Raw genomic sequence first — 19,548 nt, forward strand, 5'->3', positions numbered from 1 at the left:
AAGAGAACAGCCATGAACGCCACATCAACCAAGAATCACGACGCAAAAAACATCACGCCGCACGATGATAAACAGCAAATCGAAGTAGAAAGCGAGGAAAATAGCCAGGGCAAGAACATCGACATTGATGAAGCGACATTGCCCTCGCCTGCGGCCGCGATACACGAAGAGATTCGTCAGGAAGGACAGAAAGAGCTGGAACGCGACGCCATGGCGCTGTTCTGGTCGGCTATCGCCGCGGGCTTGTCCATGGGAACCTCATTTATGGCTATCGGTATGCTGCATATCAATCTGGTTGGCGTACCCGGCGGCTTTTTACTGCAAAGCTTCGGCTACACCATTGGCTTTGTGATCGTCATTATGGCCCGTCAGCAACTGTTTACCGAAAATACCGTGACGGCCGTGCTACCTATCATGCAAAAGCCGGTACGTCATAATTTCTATCTGCTATCCCGGTTATGGGGGCTGGTATTGGCAGGCAATCTGGTGGGTACGGCATTTGCCGCGCTGGCATTCACCTATATGCCGGTGTTTGACGGCGCCACCCGCGACGCGCTGATCGAGCTTTCCATGAAGGTAATGAAAAATTCGCCGTCAGAAATGTTTGCCAACGCCGTGCTCTCCGGCTGGATTATCGCCACCATGGTGTGGATGTTGCCGCACGCCGGTTCAGCCAAAATATGGGTCATCATCATCATGACCTGGATGATCGCCTTCAGTAACCTCACCCATATTGTCGCCGGCGCCTCGGAAATTTTTTATCTGGTGTTTATCGGTAAAATAGCCTGGCAGGATTTCATCTGGCCCTTCGCCCTGCCGACGCTGGCGGGCAATATCATTGGCGGCACGTTTATTTTCGCGTTGATGAGCCATGCGCAAATTCGTAACGATATGAGCAACAAAACCAGAGCGGAATCGGAAGGACGCCAAACGAAAGCACAGCAGAAAAAGCAGAAAAAAGACGCCTGATTGCCGACAGTTTAAGCAAACGCGCCGTTAAGTGCTTATTCTCGGGGCTAAAATGAGTATAATAGCCCCGCTTTGCGTCCCCATAGTTAAATGGATATAACGAGCCCCTCCTAAGGGCTAGTTGTAGGTTCGATTCCTGCTGGGGACGCCAGAATTTCGCCCACGAACGTCCATCGAAGTCTATTTTTTCCATTCTATTCAACAAGTTAATACAACTGACTCGTCTACTGCAATCTACTTAGTTTTACCGACATTCACGCTGTTTTGTTGGTATTAATGTTGGCATAGTCAGTTCGATAATGCAGATACCATCACTGTGGGAGATTTTCTATGGCACTCACTGAGGTAAAGGTTAGAAATGCAAAACCTGCTGAAAAGCCCGTCAAACTCACAATAGATGATTGCATTGCTAAAGGGCTGTCATTAACTGGTACTTTTGCTGAATTTCTTGATGACAGCATCAGCGATAGTGAAATCTCGATATTAACTTCTCGGTATCGTGAAAAATATAACAGTAAATTTTTTATCCATCAGACTTTATATCCTTATGTAAAAGAAACTATTGAGTACTTGTACAATAAAAAATTCTAATTATTGTCGTTAGCAATAAAGGAGGAAAATCCATATATGAGTTCTTAGATAAATATGATTTATACCGTTTTATATCGTTAGTTGTCGGCTCAAAAGAAAATATCAAACCTAAACCAAGCATTGAACCGTGGAATAATCTTATCGCAAAGCACTTTACTTCACTATGGTTATCTAACGTGCTTCATGTTGGAGATACTGAGCCAGATATTGAATATACTAAGAATTTAAAAATACCCTGTGCTTATATGACATATGGATTTGGCAAGCCAGCGTCCGAATTAACATTAAAACCAGATTATATATTCTATAAATTCAATGACATACTTAAAATTATATGATTTTAAAGAGGGGAAGCTAACAGACGTCATCCGGTCGGGCTGGACGTAAAGGTGTTGGCAACTATCCAGAATAACACTGCGTTTTTGCATGAATTGGTTGAATATAAAATCTTAATGAAAAGCCCTAAGGGACTTTTCATACATAAGTATCTGCAAAACGTTAATTACCACATCAAATCATCGGGCACTTTAAAATCGGCATACGGATCTTCTTCATCTTGCTCTTCCTGACTAAGCGCACTATTTAATACAATACTGTCCGCATCTCGCTGCGCAATTTTATCGGCTACGCTCGCGGGGATAATAGCGTATTCACTCTCACCACTGCTATCAACAACCAAACGAGCAATGGCCAGACGACCACTAATCAGCTGAGCTTGAGTAAGCTTATCCACAACTATTTTTTTAATTAAATTATTATCTGTGAAGTTAAAACCAATATCCCCTTTTGAAATATAGATTCTGTTCATTTCAATAAGCTGCTTCACCTGAGCTTTATACTCTTTAGATATAGCCGCTTGTTTTTGTTGTTCGCTTAGCTGTTTATCACGCTCAAGTTGTGCTTTTTTATTTTCTTCCACAGCCGCTCTTGCCTCACGAGCCTGAACTCGTGATTTTTTAGCCGTTCTTTGAACTTTGGCCATTTTTTTGCTGGTCACTAATCCAGCTTTTAGCATCTGCTCTTGTAAGGTGAGTTTTGTCATCTTCGTTTCTAAACCAGTTGAATAATTTGTGGGATTATACCTGTAATTTTTGAGGCTGTACTAGAGCGCAGGACCTGATCACTGTGTGGTTTGAGTTTGGAGGGGTCTATCAGAGGTTTGATTAGGGTTGTCTCTCATAAGCGGGAACGGGCGGGCATGCCGTCGTATCTTGCATACGGACACTATTTTAGTCATCTTACATAGTCTGGATATATCGATCAAACCTATGGTGATTCAGGGTGTCGTTGTCTTACAAACACTCCAGTAGTTAACGACTTCAACCCGGCCCCTCACTCCCTGCCGCCAGCAGCGGTATCAGCACGTCGCTGATAGGCGTAGAAATACCCTGTAAGCGCCCATAACGCTGTACCACGCCGTTGCGGATATCCTATTCCAGTGGGCGGTTGGCCTGGCGGTCGGCGAGAATGGAGGTGTCTAGATCCGCAGGGGCATGATGAAAACCGTTAACGATCTCCTGCGGAACGTTATCGTTCAGTACTGCCCCTTCCGCACGCGCTACCGTCAGACACTCATGCAGATAAGCCAGTGCCAGTTCAGTTATATCCCCGCGTGAAAACATCCCGGCACGGCAATTCGCAAGTACCATCAGACCAGCGACCGCATTTTGCAGCAGTTTGCGCCAGGCGATGGAGATAAAATCGGTTGGCAGCTCAACCGCGCAGCGGGTGGCGACTTCAAATGCGCGCAGCGTGGCTGTAGGGGGAAGATCACGAATCATTCTGTTCCTGTTAATGAGCTAATACTCATAACACGATATGCCGGATCCTCTGCAGAAGATACGGCGACAGAGAGATAAGTAAAGCAACCAGAAATAGTTGCTTTACACGACACATCGCCGTTTCTGCCATCGAACGTCGGTTGTAAGCCGTGTTCCATTACCAGTAAGTCGCCGCCAGACCACCGGCACAGATCCGGTTGTTTACTGATGTTGCGTGCGGCATGCTGTGCAGCCGCTTTGTTATTGGTTCGGCTGCCGTTCACCGTGTTGAGCAGGAAAACGGCAAGCATATACCTTCATCCTTCAAGCGGCCTCTTTATTGGCGGCGTCAGCGCGTGCCAGTCACCGAGTTATCTATGTTCCCGGGAGCTTACTGACTTGCCGCTTCGACACATCTTGAAGTATGAAGGGTATAGTTAGAACAGAGAAGTTTCATTTCTTACTTTTTGCCTGAATCATTGCTGCTGGTGGCTTAATCGTAAGACCTCTACTAAAAATGGTGCATAGGTTTTTAATGTATCAGGCCTCATAATTTCCTCATGTGTCGCTGTGACCTCATGCACAGTAATTTTGCGAGTGACATAGGGGCGCCAGTTGTCGGGCACTTGGTCGCTGTCTCTGAGATTGTCTTCACTTGCCCGAATAAATAGTAAATCACCATCATAATGGTCGAAGTTGCTTGCTTTCATTAAAGAATAAGTATTCTTGAAATCATTGATAATCATAGATAGCAACATATCATCACTCTGTGAGAGGCCAAAGTTTTTACTTAACTCACCATTTAAATTTGAAACTTGTGCAATATTCTTTCCCAAAACTGCTCGGGTTAGCCTACTTATGATTAACTTATCATCGGGAGTAAATTTGCTTGAAGGGCTAGGGTAATTATCCAGCATTGCCAGAAAATTAACTTTTTCTCCCATTCGCTGCATCTGAGTGGCAATCTTATGCGCTATATGACCGCCAAATGACCATCCTAGTAAGAAGTAGGCGCCATGTGGCTGTATACTTCGAATGCTTCTAATATATTTTTCTGCAATTACATCAATAGATTGAGGCTTATAATCAGGCTGTTGTAATACTGGTGATTGTATGGCATATAGTGGTTGGTTTTCGGGTAAATATTTTAGTAAAGCAGCATAGGGCCATCCTATACCACCTGCCGGGTGAATACAGAATAATGGTGGGAGATCTCCATCGGGCCGTAAGCTCAGTATGTGATCAAACGAACTGTTATCGGGACATTGGTGAATGATATCCAGTAATTGGTTGGGTGTTGGTGATGAAAAAAAATCTGCGATACTTATTTCAGTGCCAAATGTATCTTTAATTTTCCGTAGTGCACGAAAAGCTAATAATGAGTGTCCTCCTTGTTCAAAGAAGTCACTATCAGCCGTGATCGTGGAACTACTTAGCACTTTCGAAAATATACTGCAGACTATCTCCAGCATAGCATTTACTTGCTGATGTTTTTGTTGATCAGGAGTGCTCTGATTTATTTTCGGTAAATGTGCAGTGTCTAGCTTGCCATTTAATGTTATTGGTAAAGTTGGGACTACTTGGATACAAGTAGGTACCATGTAGTCAGGTAATCGATGGCGGAGTTCTTTTTTGAGCCATTGTGGTGATAATGTATCATCAGCGGATACATAGGCTGTTAGTACACTATCGCCTTTTGCATTAGGACGCAGTAATACTGCAGCATCGTTTACTCCTTCTATTTCTACAAGCGTGTTTTTTATTTCTCCAGTTTCAATACGTAGTCCATGTAACTTGATCTGTCCATCTTTCCTCCCTTGATAAAATATACGTCCATTTGCATCTATATAGACCCAATCACCACTGGCGTACATGCGCTCTTGTGGATTTATAATGTCAGGAAGAAAACGTTCATCTGTCATTTTCTTTTGATTTATATAGCCTTTTGCTACACCACAACCGGCAATATATAGCTCACCAAATGCTCCTGATGGTACAGGGTTGTGCCTCGCATCCAGAACATAGATTCGGACATTATCAATAGCCTCACCAAGAGACATATTATTTTGGCTGAATTGTGTATTGACTGTAGCGCAAATGGTCGCTTCAGTTGGGCCATAACCATTATAAATTTTTTTACAATGTGAAAATTTAATTAGATGTTTTTTGGTTGCAGATTCACCAGCGAAGATTAATGTGATATTTGAGGGGATATCTTCACTACGATGGTACGCTAACAGACTTGGTGTGATGGTAAGATGACTGATATTACGTTTAACAAGAGTCGAAGCTAGTGTTTCACCAGGAAGAAGTAAACCTTTTTCTTCCATGACGAGTGTTGCACCATTTAATATTGCGATGCAAAATTCGGATATCGATGCATCAAAGCTTAAAGAACTAAATTGTAGGATACGGTCTCCAGGGAATACACCATATTTTTTACCTAGAGATATTCCCATGTTGGCAAGACCTCGATGAGAAACCATCACTCCTTTAGGAAGGCCGGTTGAACCGGAGGTATAAATAATATACGCATTATCATTGATGTCCGTTTGAATAGGGAACGGTGAGCTATTATCGGCTGATGGCCGACAATAGACAATACTTTGAATGTTACTGACAAACGGTGCGGCTATCTGTGCCATTTCCGGATGATATAATAGAATTCGTGGTGCCGCGTCTCCTAATATATATTGGATTCGTGTCATTGGGAGATCATTATTAATAGGTAGATATACAGCACCAATTCTTAATAAAGCGATAAATGTGATAACCAGATCAGCATTGCGTGGCATCAAAACAGCGACAATATCCCCCTTAGTTACACCCTGATTAATAAGCTGATTTGACAGATTATTTACCATGTTATCCAGAATGTTGTAACTCAGTACCATGGATGGACATTCAATAGCAATAGCTGTGGGGGTTGCACAAACTTGGCGATTAAGTGCGCTATTGAAGGTTACACCATTATGATGCATGTGCTGCGGGAGATAAGTATAACGAGAGCGTTCAATCTTAGTAAGCAGATCCAGATCTAACAATGGTTTTTCAGGGGTATCAATAATACGACTAAGTAATAAGAGGAATCTATTATAATGCAGTTCAAGATCATCTTCTCGATAAACACTGCCGTTTGCGTTAAAACCAATTTCTAAGCGGCCATCAATATTTCTGTCAAAAACATCTACTCCGAAATTAATAGCTGGACCATTAGCTATATTTTTATGGAATACTTTACACCCTTCAAAAATTTCATCCTGGTCGTAGGATACGATATTAATCGTAGTATAAAATAATGGTTGTGATTTAGAACCAAGGTTTAATTCCCTTGCCAGATCTTCATAACGATAGCGCTGATGAATAAGGTGCTTACGCAATTGCCTGTTAATACTTTTCGCTAGATCCGATAATGTCGTCTGTTCCGATAGGTGTATTATTAGTGGAAGTGCATTCGCCGTCATACCAGGAATATTACGTATTTTTTTATCCTGACGAGAGGCAACGGGTAATCCTACCACAAAATCATTTTTTCCCGACATCCGAGCTAGATAAGCGCTAAATAATGTAAGTAACAGGGATGATAGCCTTAATCCAAGTTGTACTGCTGTATTGCGTAATTGTTGGTTGAGTGGACCTGAAAGAGTCTTTCGATAACGTAGCAAGTTGGTTAGTGGGCGATCTTCTGGTGATAAACGTACGGGATTAGGTAAATCAATACAGTACTTATGCCAATATTCTCTATCTCGCAGTCTTTCATCACCTGTTAAATAATTTATTTCACAATTAATTAAATCCTGCACTTCTCCAAGGGGAGGAGTATTGCTATTGTTATAATAAGAAACTAAATATCCATATATTAATGAATGTGCCCAACCGTCTAGCACTAAATGATTACACATTTCTAGTAAATACCAGTGATTATCAGTAATCTTGAATAGTTCATAATGCAATAGTTCATCTTGTGAGATATCAGCGTCATAATTTATTCTTTCATTGATGCATTTGTCGATTTCCATTTCATAGTTTTTTTTTGAATCACAATAATGTATAGGTAAAGACCAGTTATCATAATAACGCGAGGGGACTATTCTTTGCTTAACCACTTCATTGGACATAAAAAAACGAGCGCGTAAAGAGTCAATCTCGTGAAAAAGAGCTCGAATGGAATTTTCTAATCGTGTTGGGTTTAGATTTCCATGTATTTCAATCTTGTTGGCTAAATTATAGAAAGATGAATGAGGTATCTTAGCTAATGCCAGATAAACTTCCTCCTGTGAGCGGCTAACCGGATAGATATTCCCAGAGTACATAAAATCACCATTTTTAGTTGCAGATGAACTAGGATAGATCCGTTTTTTATTAAGGGAAAGTGTGTTTTTTTATTGTAATAATATTGACTGCACAACATGTCATTATTTTAGGTAACAGAAGATCTGTCTGAGTAACGTAATTAATAATATTTTTTCTGTTATATAATCACGCATAATTATAATAGGATTCAAATTATTTACAGCCTGATTTTTTAGTTGGTTCATTGAATAATAACGTTAAGATTGTACTTGACTGTGGACGCAAGTACCCATCAGGTTATTCTATGCAGGTCTGTCTGGACAATGTCAGCAATGCGTAGGCATTCCCGGAGCTCTTATCCGCCAGACCTACCGGAAAATCAGAGTAACTTCAGCCGACGGCGCTTACCGCACGACACTGTGCAACGACGGAATACGACAACTCAATACTTGATAACCACCTTTAACAAAATTTTGAGCTAATATCTCGATTGGTACATCCATTTTATTTGACATATTACCATGAATTGCTATAACTACTCTTTCTGACATATCTCCCCATATAACAGCAGGGATATTTTTAACTTCCATTATTTTTTCATATTAATTACCCCAACCATTGATATTTAATTTTTATTTAAGCAGCACTATATATTGCCTAACTATATTTCAAACAAGCCACACCAGCATTACCTGAATAATCATAACTTATTAATAAAAAACACTATTTTTTAATCAGAATATTATTGTAGTTTAAAACCTCGTCATTATCTTCCTTTGATTTATTTTCAGGAATAAATTGCTTACACATTTTGCTCAATATACCTAAGCATAAAAATGGGTAGGCAGCAAAACAACCCCCTAAAAAATTTTTAGCATAAGGGTAGGTACCGGCTGTATACCAATTTATTAGCGCTTTCAACGCCTTGCGAACCTCATCATTACTCCGTATTTTGAACATTTTTATCCGCCCATTGGGATATTCATTGCTTTGGCTAACGAGGGATTAATGGAACGCTTGTTTGTCTATGGTACGCTACGTCCGGGCCACTCTAATGCCCATATTCTGGAAAATATCGGTGGAGAATGGCTGCCGGGTTATGTGACTGGCACGTTTTATGAGCGTGGCTGGGGAACCGCTGCGGATTTTCCGGGGATCGTCCTGGATAAGGATGGAGCACTCGTCCACGGTTACGTGTTTTTATCCGATAAACTTGGGGCGCTCTGGCCAATTTTGGATGAATTTGAAGATGGCTATGATCGCGTTGAAGTTGAAGTGACCACGGCTGATGGTCAGCACGTTACTGCATGGATCTATCAGTTACAGCCGCAGACTACCCCGTAAGATAATCTTGCTCAGAGAATCCAGATTTAACGCCTCGCATGTCGTAAAACATGCGAGGTGTTTTTCATTTCAGACTTATTCGTCGCGCCAGCCCATTGCCGGAGCAACATGTTGCAGAATGGACTCGATAACATGAACGTTGTAATCCACGCCCAGTTGATTCGGCACGGTCAGCAATAAAGTATCCGCTTCGGCAATCGCTTCATCCTGTTTCAGCTGTTCGATCAGCTTGTCCGGTTCTGCGGCATAGCTTCGCCCGAAAATCGCACGGGTTTTCTCGTCAAGGAAACCAACTTTATCGCTGTCGTCACGGCTGGAGCCGAAATACATCCGGTCGCGATCATTCATTAGGGCAAAAATGCTGCGGCTGACCGAGACACGTGGCGTACGTGTATGGCCTGCTTCCGCCCAAGCCTCGCGGTACGCACGGATCTGTTTTGCCTGCTGAATGTGGAAAGGTTCGCCTGTTTCATCGTCTTTCAGCGTGGAACTTTGCAGGTTCATCCCCAGTTTCGCGGCCCACACCGCTGTCGCATTCGAACCCGCGCCCCACCAGATACGGTCGCGCAAACCTTCGGAATGAGGTTCAGGGCGTAATAGACCCGGCGGGTTCGGGAACATCGGCTGTGGATTGGGTTTCGCAAAACCTTCTCCACGTAACACGTCCAACAGCGATTCGGTGTGACGGCGCGCCATATCAGACTCGTTTTCCCCTTCGTTGGGGACGTAACCAAAATAGCGCCATCCATCAATCACCTGTTCCGGGGAGCCACGGCTGATACCAAGCTGTAAACGCCCGCCGGAGATCAAATCCGCCGCCCCCGCATCCTCCGCCATATACAACGGGTTTTCATAGCGCATGTCGATAACACCCGTGCCGATTTCAATGCTCCGGGTTTTCGCTCCTATCGCTGCCAGCAGGGGAAACGGCGAGCTGAGCTGGCGGGCAAAGTGATGCACCCTGAAATAGGCTCCGTCCGCACCCAGTTCTTCGGCGGCAACAGCCAGATCGATGGATTGCAGCAGCGCGTCGGCGGCCGAACGGGTTCCGGACTGCGGCGACGGCGTCCAGTGACCAAATGACAAAAATCCGATCTTTTTCATTACGTGTTTATCCTGGTTTTCAGGGAAATTATCAGCAGGTGGGGCATCGTTCACGATGAAGCAAGCCTGTTCTTGCCTTGGATTATCCCTACTTTACGCATTACCCGATGAGAATAAATATCGTTTGTTTAACATAATACATCAAATAAATTGACTGAGTATATAACCTCATTCCAACCGGAGGGACTACAATGTGAAGCATCTCTCAGAAATTAACCCTTGTGATTTGCCTTCGATAGTCTTGTATGCAAAATTAGCCATATAAATTTCCTTTTCAGTTGGTTTTATATTTTACAGATAAAATCGGTAATAAACATTTAGGAAAATATATTTAGACGCTGATTTACAATGAGCAATTGATGCATAAAAATAAATAGCACTCTTTTTATTACCCTATGGCATTACAATCAACCATTACGTAATCATGTATCTCACGGATGAATTCACAATGACCAAATCAGACTAGGATGAATTGACTGACCGCATAGTAAACATGTTCAGCACTACCGTTCTCTGAAGGCATGGGATCTGGAATAGCTGAAACAGCTAAGTAGAGATGGCTTATATTTTCTATTTTTCCTCTTTAAAAATTGAACATTCGTTGAGGCAATAAAAATCAGGAGAACTTATGGAGAGTGTTTGTTTAAAAAATCATCTGACAAAGATATGCTCCAGTATCGAACCGCTGCCTTTATCAATGATGTTAGACGTTAACTTATATCCAATGAATTTATTTCAATTTTAATTATTAACGCAATCATCAAAAAATTTGACATATATCAATAATAACTTGAACATGATTTTTATTGATGCTATGTTTCTTATCACACTACATTAATTATTTTTCATTCCATGACTCTTTATCACTATGGATATGTAAACTCACACGCGGATTATTTTAATGAGACACAAAGCATCAGAATACTATTCAATTTATGGTATTAATAAAGCGGATGAAAAGGGTTACACGACATTACATCTGGCCGCGATAGAAGCTAATGATGAAATGGTTAAACAGCTTATAGAATCAGGAGCTGATATTAATGCACCGACATCACATGGCAGCACTCCTCTTCATAAGGCCTGTACTTTTGGGAATGTACACACCGCCAAGTTATAGGCTGAAATGGGGGCAAATATAGAAGCAATGACATCAAATAGTGAGGTATTATCTTTCAGTAATAGAACGCCTTTACATGAAGCTGCCGTTGAGGGAAAATATAAATGTGTTGAATATCTTATCTCCATTGGAGCAAATATCACAGCGCTTACAGAAGATAGTGAAACCCCTTTTGACCTGGCAAAAAAGTACAATCATAATAATATATTCCCTCTTTTTAAAATGAAATAAAATTCATGAATTGCATCATAAAGCCAAAATGTTTTGTTTTTGATCTTGATGGTACTATTATATTTAATAATAAAACATTATCAGAATCATTAGAAAATGAAATAATAAAACTGTCAGAATATGGGATGGTTATATTTGCCACAGCAAGACCTTTTCGTGATGTAAAGCAAGTTTTACCAAGTACATTATGGTCCTCACACATTGTTTGCATGAACGGTTCTGTTTATTATAAAAATCAGTCTACTGAAGATGTAAAATATATAGATCATAATATAACTAAAGATATCATCTATTTTTTATTATCGAGCAACATTCCATTTGTGGCAGATAATGATGAATGTTTTTATCTAACAAATCATGATTTGGATTTTTTTAAATATACTAAATCATGTGGAATAAAGCCTGTTTCAGATATTGAACACATGTTAAAAAAAGGAATTTGCAAGATCCAAATTTTTGGTAAAAATCATATTCACAATTTTGTTAACCTAGAAGAAACCATAATTCATAACTATCGTGATGTGGATTTCTTCGATCTTTCATCAAAACGAGTAGACAAAGCGGATTTAATATTAAAATATAACTTAAGAAACTATAAAGTCATCGCTTTCGGCAATGACACCAATGATTTTAAAATACTGAAATCAGCAGATTTAAGCGTATGTATTGGCGACAATATAAAACTTAAAGATGTTTGTGATTACGTTATTGACTCTTTTGATACCGAAAGAGACATCGTTAGTTTTATTCAGGCAGAACTATATGAAATTTAATTGTATATCTTTTGATTTTGATGGAACGATATGTGATACAAGGAATGCAATAAAGTATACTCTTTATGAACTATTCCCAGTAAAAACGGGTGAAGAAATAGATAATTGCATTGCTATGGGACTGTCATTGACTGATACTTTTGCTGAGCTTCTTGGTGATAGCATCAGTGAGAGTGAAATTTCAACGTTAACTTCTCGATATAGAAAAAAATATAATAGTGAGTTTTTTATTCATCAAACTCTATATCCTCATGTAAAAGAAACCATTAAGCATCTGTACGATAAAAACGTTCTGGTTATTATTGTTAGCAATAAAGGAGAACAATCCATATATGAGTTTTTAGATAAATATGATTTATCCCGTTTTATATCGTTAGTTGTTGGCTCAAGAGAGAATGTTAAACCTAAACCAAGCGTTGAACCGTGGAATAATGTTATAGCAAAAAAATTTACTTCACTATCATTATCTAACGTTCTTCATGTTGGAGATACTGAGCCAGATATTGAATATGCCAAGAATTTAAAAATTCCATGCGCTTATATGACATACGGTTTTGGTAAGCCGGTGTCCGAATTAACATTAAAACCAGATTATATATTTGAGAGATTCAATGACATACTTAAAATCATATGACTTCAAAGAAGGCTCAATCATATCGACGAACTTTATCAATGCTTGCAGCCGAACAAAAAATTGATTCTTATTTATATAAGATAATAAATGGAATATTAGATTTTAATATGAACCAGTTAAGATTAGGAATCTCTATCCTGAAAAAAGCCGCACAAGACGAGGAAGTATTATTATGATTTCACATGAAATAAAAATTATTTGGGATCATCCCAAGAAAGGAATAAAATTCCACGATATTACCCCAGTACTCGCTAACAGTGAATTGCGACATAAAGCAATTTCATTTTTAGCAAATGAATTTAAAAATAAGGTAGATACCGTTGTCGCTATTGATGCCTTAGGATTCATTATAGGGGCGATGGTTGCAGATAGGCTTGGGGTATCTTTTGTCCCAATACGCAAACCAAATAAACTGCCGCGTGCAACGATTTCAACATCATATAGCAGTGAATACGCTTCAAATGAATTACATATTCATTCTGATGCCTTATCCAGCAGAAATCGTGTCCTTTTGATCGATGACGTTTTAGGTAGCGGAGGAACCTGTTTGGGTGCAATAAAGCTTTGCGAAAAATTAGGTGCAACCGTTGTTGGCGCAGGATTTTTATTAGAATTAACCGCGCTGAATGGCAGGGGAAAACTAGATGGATATCTCGTTAAATCATGTGGTTATATTGACGGAGAGGTATAATGGTAGAGCATAAACCAATATATCCACTCACCGAAAATGATATTCACATCTTACTGAATGAATGTCCGGATTGTAGATTGGTCAGTTCTGATCGTATAAATAAAATTATTCAGGTACTCAAGTTCAGTTGCTATCTTGATAGTATTAACTTCCTATTAAAAGTTGGATATAAAGCAGAATCAATGCAGCATCACCCTAAAATTATCTGTGAATGGAATCATGTAACGTTAGAATGGTGGACTCACTCTCATAAAGGATTAACTACTGCTGATAGCCGAATGATTAAAGAAGTACAGGCGCTCTTTCATTCGTTCAGGCATAATCAAAGCGAATAAATAAGATATCGGAGATTACGTGTTCTACTAACTCTTGCGTAACGCATGAGATGACATTATTTCTGCGATAATAAGGGTAACTACCAATAAGTACAACGTATTAAACCAGGAAACATACACTGCCTCTCGAATTGGAAAGACGGTACATAACATTCAGTTGAAGCGCGTTTTATCAAATGTGGTGAAGCCATAGGCCGGCGGCCACCTCAGCAACCAGTGTCCGCCATCACACGCCACTATAAACACGCACTTCTAACAATAATCCGTTTGCTATATCGCGGCGAAAATTAATTTAATGCCCGGTAGTGTTCGCCCAGCGCGTTTGCCGCGATCATCGCGTTATAAACGTCATCCTCCGTTATATCCATCGCCATATTGTTCATCGTATCCTCTGGCGAACAGGCTATTCTTGCGACTTCGCGCCATTCCGCGCTGATGAAGTTTTTCAGCCCCAACTCTTTAAGCGTCAACGGCAGCTTGGCGATTTTGATAATTCGAATAACCTCTTCTATCTCTTCGCGCGGCGCGTTTTCCAGAACCAACTGCGTCAGCAGGCCAAAGACGACTTTTTCACCGTGCTGCGCTTTATGCAGGTCTGAAATGATCGACATACCGTTATGAACGGCATGCGCCGCGGCCAGGCCGCCGGCTTCCGCGCCCACGCCGCTTAAATAGATCGTGGCTTCGATGGTTTGTTCCAGCGCCGGCGTGGTGATGTTGTTTTCCACCGCGGCCATGGCGGACTGAACGTTTTCGCTCAGCACTTTGTAGCACAGTTCAGCAAGTCCCAGACCGGTTCGGGAAGGTTTATGCAACACTAGATTAACACCGTCCGACTGGTAACAGGCGCGCGCTTCAAAGTAGGTTGCCAGGGCATCGCCTACGCCGGCGGAGAAAAACCGCGCCGGGGCGGAAGAGATAATCGACGTATCGGCGACCACCACATCCGGATTCTGCGGCAAGAAAAGATAACGTTCGAATTCGCCTGATTCAGTGTAAATCACCGCTAACGCCGTACAGGGCGCGTCCGTTGACGCAATGGTGGGAAACAGCACAACCGGCATTTTTTGGTAGAAGGCGACGGCCTTGGCGGCATCCAGCGTTTTACCGCCGCCGATGCCGACAATGATATTGACATCATGTTGTCGTGCAATGGCCTGCAATCTATCGATTTCTTTTTGCGAGCACTCATACTGGAACTTTTCTGCCACCCCATTGAGATTGGCGGCCTTGAGTGCGGAGAGCGCCTCGTCTTCTACCCGGCGCAAGATAAACTCATCACTTATAATTAACGCGCTATCGCCAAAATCCTTAACGAAATCATTGAGTTTTCCCAGCATTTCCACACCGATGAAGAATTTTTTCGGTGAGGTGACCGTTCTTGGTACTTTAGTATCTTTAATCATTTTTAATGCTCTTTTTACTACTTACCGCAGCTTAATTATTTGAAATCATCCCTTTCAATGGCATGAAAAAGATAATTAGAAATGAAAAAAATATATTACTTCTATTTTCCACAACGAAAATTATATATAACACAATGAAATTTAAATATTTCCTCTTTATTCAGCAGACTTGGTATAAACATGAAAATTAGCGGAAGCAGGTAAATCGCTTTACCTTGAGAGATGTACATCGGAGACAATGATAGATAAAAAAATCTAATGATATAAAGAGAAGGCGTAACGAATTGTTCTCAGCAAGCAAGCGGACGTTTCACAATAACCGAGCGTCAGGCAGGCGTGAAACACGCCCTATCCGCTCTGGAAAATGACATTTTTAGTTACAATTACGCCAAAATCGAAAGCATGCGACAATAGCCGGCGCCCGGACAATAGGTTTTATGTCCGTAACCGGGATATCAAAGACACCACCAGCAGCACGATGGATCCGACAATCAAACCAACCACTAGATTCGCCAGATTATTCGCTAATACGGCGACAACGCCGTTGTATTTATCGCCAAAATCGGTGATGAGATGATGCAGCCAAGGCAAACCATGAACCACGATGCCGCCGCCGACTAAAAACATCGCCAGCGTCCCGACCACGGAAAGCGCTTTCATCAGCCAGGGCGCGGCCGTCAACAGTCCGGCCCCCACCTTTTGGGCGATAAATGATGATTTTTGTTCAAGCCACAGCCCCAGATCGTCCAGCTTAACGATACCGGCCACAATGCCATATACGCCGACGGTCACCAGAATGGCGATACCGGCCAGAACGATAACCTGATTGAGCAACGGCGATTCCGACACAATACCCAGCGTAATCGCGACAATCTCAGCCGAAAGGATAAAGTCGGTGCGTATCGCCCCTTTCACCTTGTCGTCTTCGTAGGTCGGGGCATCGGACTGCGCCGCCGCAAGTAATCGCTGCTGCCGGGCCTCCGGCGTCTTTTCCGCCTTATCGCGATGTAAACTGTGCATCACCTTTTCCACGCCTTCGTAGCAAAGGAAAGCGCCGCCTATCATCAGCAACGGCGTAATCGCCCAGGGGATGAACGCACTGATCAGTAACGCCACCGGCACCAGAAACAGCTTATTCAGAAAGGAACCTTTCGCCACCCGCCATATCACCGGCAATTCACGGTTCGCCTTAACGCCGCTCACCTGTTGGGCGTTCAGGGAAAGATCGTCCCCCAATACGCCGGCCGTTTTTTTAACGGCCATTTTTCCCATCACGGAAATATCGTCCAGCAACGTGGCGATATCATCCAGCAGCGTCAGTAAACTTGCTCCAGCCAAAGTGTTGTTCCTTATTCCGTTCATTATAGCGACAGCAGGGACACACCTGCCTTTCAGAACCAGCATAGACGTAATTCCCACAGAATCCTACTCGCTCCGTACCGGCGATTTTTCTGACATGGAATGTGCAACGGGCGTTACGTTTTTTCCGCCATTGCTTCACGCGTTCCGACAAAAATCCGGCGGCGCCCCGGTGGAGGAAAACCCACGCAAATAATTAATAACTTATTAATAAATATCATATTTTTATTATCTCTCAAAAAATGTTACCCTTAACATTGGATAAATAACCTCCAATGGAGTAAGGATAAGATTTGCCTATATCGATAAAAAACACTTCAACCTGGCTGCATCTCGGAGCAGGCGCTTTCTTCCGCGCGCATCAGGCCTGGTATCTCAACCAGCTGCGCCAAAAGGGCGACGACCACTGGCACATGGCGTTATCCAACATCCGCAACAGCGCCACCCAAAAGACCCTGCAACAACTTAAAGCCCAGAACGGGCACTACACGCTCGAAACCCTCTCTCCTGACGGAGAACGCGGCTATGAAACCATTGACGCGGTGGATCAGATCCTGCTGTGGGACAGCCGCCTCGCTTCAACCGTCGCCGTTGGCGCCGACCCAAACACAAAAATTATTTCTTTCACCGTTACCGAAGGCGGATACTTTTTGGATGATGACGACCATCTTGATTTATCCCACCCCGCCATACAGGCCGACCTGCGTGATGAAGGTGAAATAAATACTTTATACGGCGCGCTGACGCTGATCCTGACCGCCCGCCGGCAGCAGCAAAGCGGCCCGGTGACTCTGCTGTGCTGCGACAACTTGCGTCAGAACGGCGACAGTTTTTCGCAGGGTATGCGGGAATTTCTGGCGGCAAAACAGCGCCCCGACCTGATGGCGTGGATGACTGAACAGACTACCGCGCCGAACAGTATGGTCGATCGCATCACCCCGAAATTCGACGATGCGCTCTATACCCGGCTACGGCAACAGGGCATTACCGGCGACGCCGTTCCTCTGTCTTGCGAAAGCTTTGCCCGTTGGGTGATCGAGGATAATTTTGCCAGCGCGCGTCCCGCGCTCGAACAGGTGGGCGTCGAGTTTGTTGACGACGTTACGCCGGTCGAAGAGGCTAAAATTCGACTGCTCAACGCCAGCCACAGCGGCATTGCCTGGGCCGGGGCGTTACAGGGCCGGCGCTATATCGATGAAAGTCTGCCCGCGCAGGTGACGGACTGGATCCGCGATTACGTCCTACAGGATGTCAGCCCCTCCCTTGAGAAACGCGGCGTCGTTCTCGATCTGCCCACCGAATGCGACAGCGTATTAGCCCGTTTCGGCAATCGTTGGGTACGCGATACGGTCGCCCGGGTATCCTCCGACAGTATCGCCAAACTGCATGGTTTTATCGTCCCCACGTTAAAAGACAGCTACCGTCAAGAGCGCGTTCCACAGGCGACGCTGCGTCTGGCGGCGCTCTTTTTTCTCTTTATGCAACGACACCACAGGGGCGAACTGCCGTTCAGTTACGAAGATCGCGCCATTGACAGTATAGAAGTAGACCGGATTTTCAGCGCGGATGATCCGCTGGCCGTCTTTGCCGACCAGCCCGCGCTATTCGGCGTGGTGCGTCGTCACAAAGACTTTACCGATCATCTGCGCGCCGCCGTTGATGAGGTGCGGACAACGCTCCATGCGTCACCTGAGGGAATATGACATGAAAAAACATTTGATCATTGTGCTGGGGACGATTGTCGCCGCAGCACTGTCCATATTGGCTCTCTATCGATGGCCGATTGCCCTGGGAACCCTGGCGGCATGGGTAACCACCGGCTCTTTCTTTTTACAGGTACTGCATATTATTCGTAATAAAGATACCACCGGTATCTCGCTTGGCATGTACGCCGCACTGTTCTTTGGCGTTTCCTGCTGGACCGCTTACGGCTTTAAAGTACAGGATATGCCGGTCATGACCGCTAACGGCATCACCACGCTGTTGGCTATCGTGGTTATTATGTTGAAGCTCTACAACGAGCGTGAGGTAAAGGTGAAGCGCCCCGCGCCCCGTAGTGCGACGGGGAAAGCGCCATTGTCATCGTCCCCTAGCCCATTGCCGGTAACCGGAGCGCTTAAAAGCAAGCAGCTTTGAATCAATAACGACCCTCGGTTGAAGCGGCAAATTTTTCGATAGCTTGTCGTTAACCGAATAGGTCGTTGGCGTGGCCTGACCGCCCGTTGGGCAAACGCGCTTCCCACAGCGGTTTGCCGCTGACACGACGACCGTTTCGCCTCTTAGCGCAGCCGCGCCTGATGATAAGGGCGCGCTTCACTCATAGGTAATCGCGGCAAACAGCAGATGCGCCTCCCCTGATGCGGGCAGGACGTCGATGACGTTGTCGTTCCACCATGCGCCCTGTCCGCGCGCGAACGACCTATCCCCCACTCGCCAGCGCCCGGCAATCACCCAGAAAACCCCCGCGGCGGCCTGCTGCGGCTGTCGGGTGGCGATTACCGTCGCCCGACACACCCCGCAGCGCGTCATAACATTGAAATCCAGGCTCTCCGGGCCGGACAAACAAGCGTGCACCGCCGCCTCTCCGGCAAAAGCAAAAGGCTGGTGCAGCGCCAATTGCTGGTCAAACGCCCCCGGCGCCGTCAGCGCCACCCCCTCTCCTTCCAATAGGGTAATCACCCGGTCTACCCCCGGGAAAAGAGAGAAAGCGCCGCTGGCAGCGATACTGGCGATACTGGCGCGCCACGCAAACGACGCCGACTGCGGCGGAAAACTGACGATTTCCCGCGTTTCGCCGCCGCCATTACGCCAGCGCGTCACCGGCAGGCTCTCGGTATCATAAAATTCGATCATGGATTACGCTCTGTTGGGTGCGAGGACGACGCGTCGTCCCGATGATTATGCCAAGTGTCCGAGGCGAATGTCCCTCATCGCGGCG

General features: G+C 43.9%; 20 protein-coding genes, 1 tRNA gene and 1 pseudogene. 13 read left to right on the top strand and 9 right to left on the bottom strand.

Going from position 1 to position 19,548, the window contains the following annotated elements:
• Positions 1–12 precede the first annotated feature (12 nt).
• The 4 genes from JG725_RS06010 (at position 13) to JG725_RS20860 (ending at position 1,898) form a co-directional block, all read left to right on the top strand.
• The gene (locus JG725_RS06010; protein WP_233356304.1) at positions 13–969 is read left to right on the top strand and encodes a formate/nitrite transporter family protein; all 957 of its coding nucleotides are present in this window, start codon (positions 13–15) and stop codon (positions 967–969) included.
• A gap of 76 nt (positions 970–1,045) precedes the next feature.
• A tRNA-Arg gene (locus JG725_RS06015) sits at positions 1,046–1,120 on the top strand.
• Between the two features lie 179 nt (positions 1,121–1,299).
• Positions 1,300–1,560 carry a hypothetical protein gene (locus tag JG725_RS06020; protein WP_199377247.1) on the top strand — a complete coding sequence of 87 codons (261 nt, stop codon included), beginning with the start codon at positions 1,300–1,302 and terminating at the stop codon, positions 1,558–1,560.
• Between the two features lie 2 nt (positions 1,561–1,562).
• A complete protein-coding gene (locus tag JG725_RS20860; RefSeq protein ID WP_370541605.1) occupies positions 1,563–1,898 on the top strand; it encodes an HAD family hydrolase in 336 nt (111 codons plus the stop codon).
• 164 nt (positions 1,899–2,062) lie between these two features.
• On the opposite strand, the gene JG725_RS06030 is transcribed toward JG725_RS20860, so the two are convergent.
• The 5 genes and pseudogenes from JG725_RS06030 to JG725_RS06050 all read right to left on the bottom strand — a co-directional run bounded on the left by JG725_RS06030 (position 2,063) and on the right by JG725_RS06050 (position 8,203).
• Entirely contained in the window at positions 2,063–2,602 is a 540-nt protein-coding gene (locus JG725_RS06030; protein ID WP_199377082.1) for a DUF2058 domain-containing protein, read from the bottom strand.
• 277 nt (positions 2,603–2,879) lie between these two features.
• A pseudogene (locus JG725_RS06035) lies at positions 2,880–3,290 on the bottom strand (ketopantoate reductase C-terminal domain-containing protein); the annotation flags it as partial.
• A 47-nt stretch (positions 3,291–3,337) separates the two neighbouring features.
• Positions 3,338–3,631, bottom strand: a complete 294-nt coding sequence (locus tag JG725_RS06040) for a hypothetical protein (RefSeq protein ID WP_199377085.1) — start codon at positions 3,629–3,631, stop codon at positions 3,338–3,340.
• A gap of 165 nt (positions 3,632–3,796) precedes the next feature.
• Complete coding sequence (locus tag JG725_RS06045; RefSeq protein WP_199377087.1) at positions 3,797–7,633, bottom strand: non-ribosomal peptide synthetase; 3,837 nt, start codon at positions 7,631–7,633, stop codon at positions 3,797–3,799.
• A 384-nt stretch (positions 7,634–8,017) separates the two neighbouring features.
• The gene (locus JG725_RS06050) at positions 8,018–8,203 is read right to left on the bottom strand and encodes a hypothetical protein (RefSeq protein WP_199377089.1); all 186 of its coding nucleotides are present in this window, start codon (positions 8,201–8,203) and stop codon (positions 8,018–8,020) included.
• Between the two features lie 418 nt (positions 8,204–8,621).
• Between JG725_RS06050 and JG725_RS06055 the strand changes: the two genes are divergently transcribed.
• On the top strand, positions 8,622–8,957 hold the full coding sequence (locus JG725_RS06055; RefSeq protein ID WP_172291440.1) for a gamma-glutamylcyclotransferase family protein: 336 nt from the start codon (positions 8,622–8,624) through the stop codon (positions 8,955–8,957).
• 75 nt (positions 8,958–9,032) lie between these two features.
• Here JG725_RS06055 and JG725_RS06060 read toward each other — a convergent pair whose 3' ends face one another.
• Entirely contained in the window at positions 9,033–10,061 is a 1,029-nt protein-coding gene (locus tag JG725_RS06060; protein WP_199377092.1) for an LLM class flavin-dependent oxidoreductase, read from the bottom strand.
• Between the two features lie 901 nt (positions 10,062–10,962).
• Between JG725_RS06060 and JG725_RS06065 the strand changes: the two genes are divergently transcribed.
• The 6 genes from JG725_RS06065 (at position 10,963) to JG725_RS06090 (ending at position 13,845) form a co-directional block, all read left to right on the top strand.
• The gene (locus tag JG725_RS06065) at positions 10,963–11,181 is read left to right on the top strand and encodes an ankyrin repeat domain-containing protein (protein ID WP_199377094.1); all 219 of its coding nucleotides are present in this window, start codon (positions 10,963–10,965) and stop codon (positions 11,179–11,181) included.
• A 6-nt stretch (positions 11,182–11,187) separates the two neighbouring features.
• Complete coding sequence (locus tag JG725_RS06070) at positions 11,188–11,412, top strand: ankyrin repeat domain-containing protein (protein WP_199377096.1); 225 nt, start codon at positions 11,188–11,190, stop codon at positions 11,410–11,412.
• A gap of 5 nt (positions 11,413–11,417) precedes the next feature.
• Positions 11,418–12,185, top strand: coding sequence for an HAD hydrolase family protein (locus JG725_RS06075; protein ID WP_199377098.1), 768 nt, complete (start codon positions 11,418–11,420; stop codon positions 12,183–12,185).
• On the top strand, positions 12,175–12,819 hold the full coding sequence (locus JG725_RS06080) for an HAD family hydrolase (protein WP_172291444.1): 645 nt from the start codon (positions 12,175–12,177) through the stop codon (positions 12,817–12,819). Before JG725_RS06075 ends, JG725_RS06080 begins: the two co-directional genes overlap by 11 nt.
• A 172-nt stretch (positions 12,820–12,991) precedes the next feature.
• On the top strand, positions 12,992–13,510 hold the full coding sequence (locus tag JG725_RS06085; protein WP_172291446.1) for an adenine phosphoribosyltransferase: 519 nt from the start codon (positions 12,992–12,994) through the stop codon (positions 13,508–13,510).
• Positions 13,510–13,845: a 4a-hydroxytetrahydrobiopterin dehydratase gene (locus tag JG725_RS06090; RefSeq protein WP_172291447.1), complete on the top strand. Its 336-nt coding sequence runs from the start codon at positions 13,510–13,512 to the stop codon at positions 13,843–13,845. Before JG725_RS06085 ends, JG725_RS06090 begins: the two co-directional genes overlap by 1 nt.
• 287 nt (positions 13,846–14,132) lie before the next feature.
• On the opposite strand, the gene JG725_RS06095 is transcribed toward JG725_RS06090, so the two are convergent.
• Both JG725_RS06095 and JG725_RS06100 read right to left on the bottom strand, forming a co-directional pair.
• On the bottom strand, positions 14,133–15,251 hold the full coding sequence (locus JG725_RS06095) for a glycerol dehydrogenase (RefSeq protein ID WP_199377100.1): 1,119 nt from the start codon (positions 15,249–15,251) through the stop codon (positions 14,133–14,135).
• Between the two features lie 435 nt (positions 15,252–15,686).
• Positions 15,687–16,589 (bottom strand): DUF808 family protein, encoded by a 903-nt coding sequence (locus JG725_RS06100; protein ID WP_199377102.1) that lies wholly within the window; start codon positions 16,587–16,589, stop codon positions 15,687–15,689.
• Between the two features lie 314 nt (positions 16,590–16,903).
• Here JG725_RS06100 and dalD point away from each other — a divergent pair, with 314 nt between their 5' ends.
• On the top strand, positions 16,904–18,313 hold the full coding sequence (gene dalD / locus JG725_RS06105; RefSeq protein WP_199377104.1) for a D-arabinitol 4-dehydrogenase: 1,410 nt from the start codon (positions 16,904–16,906) through the stop codon (positions 18,311–18,313).
• A 1-nt stretch (position 18,314) separates the two neighbouring features.
• On the top strand, positions 18,315–18,746 hold the full coding sequence (locus JG725_RS06110) for a SemiSWEET family sugar transporter (protein WP_172291451.1): 432 nt from the start codon (positions 18,315–18,317) through the stop codon (positions 18,744–18,746).
• A 177-nt stretch (positions 18,747–18,923) separates the two neighbouring features.
• Here JG725_RS06110 and JG725_RS06115 read toward each other — a convergent pair whose 3' ends face one another.
• Positions 18,924–19,463: a HutD family protein gene (locus JG725_RS06115; RefSeq protein ID WP_199377105.1), complete on the bottom strand. Its 540-nt coding sequence runs from the start codon at positions 19,461–19,463 to the stop codon at positions 18,924–18,926.
• Positions 19,464–19,548 lie beyond the last annotated feature (85 nt).

It is taken from the genome of Brenneria sp. L3-3C-1 (assembly GCF_016456245.1).
Taxonomy (GTDB): Bacteria; Pseudomonadota; Gammaproteobacteria; order Enterobacterales; family Enterobacteriaceae; genus Brenneria.

What these genes read in the sequence shown, in the direction of transcription:
- JG725_RS06085 (WP_172291446.1), top strand. Translation starts at nt 12,992, where the DNA reads ATGATTTCACATGAAATAAAAATTATTTGGGATCATCCCAAGAAAGGA.
- JG725_RS06020 (WP_199377247.1), top strand. Translation starts at nt 1,300, where the DNA reads ATGGCACTCACTGAGGTAAAGGTTAGAAATGCAAAACCTGCTGAAAAG.
- JG725_RS06010 (WP_233356304.1), top strand. Translation starts at nt 13, where the DNA reads ATGAACGCCACATCAACCAAGAATCACGACGCAAAAAACATCACGCCG.
- JG725_RS06055 (WP_172291440.1), top strand. Translation starts at nt 8,622, where the DNA reads ATGGAACGCTTGTTTGTCTATGGTACGCTACGTCCGGGCCACTCTAAT.
- JG725_RS06050 (WP_199377089.1), bottom strand. Translation starts at nt 8,203, where the DNA reads ATGGAAGTTAAAAATATCCCTGCTGTTATATGGGGAGATATGTCAGAA.
- JG725_RS06080 (WP_172291444.1), top strand. Translation starts at nt 12,175, where the DNA reads ATGAAATTTAATTGTATATCTTTTGATTTTGATGGAACGATATGTGAT.
- JG725_RS06040 (WP_199377085.1), bottom strand. Translation starts at nt 3,631, where the DNA reads ATGCTTGCCGTTTTCCTGCTCAACACGGTGAACGGCAGCCGAACCAAT.
- JG725_RS06060 (WP_199377092.1), bottom strand. Translation starts at nt 10,061, where the DNA reads ATGAAAAAGATCGGATTTTTGTCATTTGGTCACTGGACGCCGTCGCCG.
- JG725_RS06110 (WP_172291451.1), top strand. Translation starts at nt 18,315, where the DNA reads ATGAAAAAACATTTGATCATTGTGCTGGGGACGATTGTCGCCGCAGCA.
- JG725_RS06090 (WP_172291447.1), top strand. Translation starts at nt 13,510, where the DNA reads ATGGTAGAGCATAAACCAATATATCCACTCACCGAAAATGATATTCAC.
- JG725_RS06075 (WP_199377098.1), top strand. Translation starts at nt 11,418, where the DNA reads ATGAATTGCATCATAAAGCCAAAATGTTTTGTTTTTGATCTTGATGGT.
- JG725_RS06070 (WP_199377096.1), top strand. Translation starts at nt 11,188, where the DNA reads ATGGGGGCAAATATAGAAGCAATGACATCAAATAGTGAGGTATTATCT.
- JG725_RS06045 (WP_199377087.1), bottom strand. Translation starts at nt 7,633, where the DNA reads ATGTACTCTGGGAATATCTATCCGGTTAGCCGCTCACAGGAGGAAGTT.
- JG725_RS06065 (WP_199377094.1), top strand. Translation starts at nt 10,963, where the DNA reads ATGAGACACAAAGCATCAGAATACTATTCAATTTATGGTATTAATAAA.
- JG725_RS06115 (WP_199377105.1), bottom strand. Translation starts at nt 19,463, where the DNA reads ATGATCGAATTTTATGATACCGAGAGCCTGCCGGTGACGCGCTGGCGT.
- JG725_RS06030 (WP_199377082.1), bottom strand. Translation starts at nt 2,602, where the DNA reads ATGACAAAACTCACCTTACAAGAGCAGATGCTAAAAGCTGGATTAGTG.
- JG725_RS06095 (WP_199377100.1), bottom strand. Translation starts at nt 15,251, where the DNA reads ATGATTAAAGATACTAAAGTACCAAGAACGGTCACCTCACCGAAAAAA.